The sequence below is a fragment of the Micromonospora sp. NPDC005197 genome (genome assembly GCF_040608295.1).
Lineage (GTDB): Bacteria > Actinomycetota > Actinomycetes > Mycobacteriales > Micromonosporaceae > Micromonospora.
In genome coordinates, this window is the sequence record NZ_JBEXHY010000275.1 from 1 (window position 1) to 1,321 (window position 1,321).

Genomic DNA, 1,321 nt, shown 5'->3' on the forward strand with positions numbered 1-1,321 from the left:
TGGGCTTGACCCGTTTCGACGGACAGGGTCGATGTGTTGATCTTAGTCAGGCTGCCTGGGCCGCTGGTAGGAGGTGCGAACCGGTGGATTCGAAGGCGGCGGGGCTGAGGTAGCCCAGGGTCGAGTGCCGGCGGCGGGTGTTGTACCACCCTTCGATGTACTCGAATATGGCCTGGCGGGCGGCTTGGTGGGTGGGCCATGGCTGGCGGTGTAGCAGTTCTGTCTTGATGGTGGAGAAGAACGATTCGGCGACCGCGTTGTCCCAGCACTGCCCGCGCCGTCCGACGGACAGGCGGATGCCGTGACGTTGCGCGAGGCGGGCGTGCTGGGCGCTGGTGTATTGACAGCCGCGATCTGAGTGGAAGACCAGCCCGGACTTGGGTCGGCGCCGCACGAGGGCGTCGGTGAGAGCGGCGTCGATCAGGTCGGTTTTGAGGTGCTCGGCGATGGCCCAGCCGACGATGCGGCGTGAGGCCAGGTCGATAACGGTGGCCAGGTAGAGCCAGCCCTGCCAGGTGTTGATGTAGGTGATGTCCCCGCACCAGCGGGAATTGAGGGCGCCCGGATCGGTGGTGAAGTCACGTCCGACCAGGTCGGGGCGTCTGCCGGCGTTCGGGTCCGGGATCGTCGTGGCCCGCCACCGGCGAGGGCTCTTCCCGGCCAGTTCAGCGGCGCGCATCAGCCGGGCGACGCGTTTACGGCCGTGCCGCATGCCGGCGTCGGCGAGGTCGGCGTGAATCCGTGGCGCCCCGTAGGTGCCCTTCGACACCGCATGAATCTGGATGATCTTCTCGGTGAGCTGGGCATCAACGCGCCCACGAACGGACTGGACACCGGATTTGCGCTGGTAGTAGGCGGACCTGGAGACCTCGAGCAGCTCACACGCACGCTTGACGTTGTGTTCGCCGGCTTGCTCCGCCTCGATGAACGGGTGCACGTTCACCGGGTCTCCTTCGCGAAGAAAGCCGTCGCCCGCTTGAGGATGTCCACGTCCTCGCGCAGCCTGCGGTTCTCCCGCCTCAGCTGCGCAAGCTCGTCTCGTTCGCTGCTGGTCAGACCGTCGGTGCGGGCACCGGTGTCAAGGTCGGCCTGCTTGACCCAGTCACGCACCGCGGTCTCGGTCAGGTCGAAATCCTGGCTGACCTGTCGAAGCGTGCGGTCACCGCGCTGGCACAACTCGACGATCTCAGCCTTGAACTCCGGCGTGAACGAACGCCGAGGCCGCGGCCGCTTCTTCCCCATGCTCTCCATGATGATGGACATCCTCCCGGAGACCCCAGGTCCCCTGTTCTCGGATGTCCGTCAAAACGGGGCAGGCCCA

At 66.2% G+C, this 1,321-nt stretch carries 2 protein-coding genes; both read right to left on the reverse strand.

The window, feature by feature from the left end:
- Positions 1–46: 46 nt before the first annotated feature.
- Positions 47–943, reverse strand: coding sequence for an IS3 family transposase (locus ABZU46_RS31780; protein ID WP_354863382.1), 897 nt, complete (start codon positions 941–943; stop codon positions 47–49).
- Positions 940–1,263: a transposase gene (locus tag ABZU46_RS31785; protein ID WP_354863383.1), complete on the reverse strand. Its 324-nt coding sequence runs from the start codon at positions 1,261–1,263 to the stop codon at positions 940–942. Before ABZU46_RS31785 ends, ABZU46_RS31780 begins: the two co-directional genes overlap by 4 nt.
- Between the last annotated feature and the right edge of the window lie 58 nt (positions 1,264–1,321).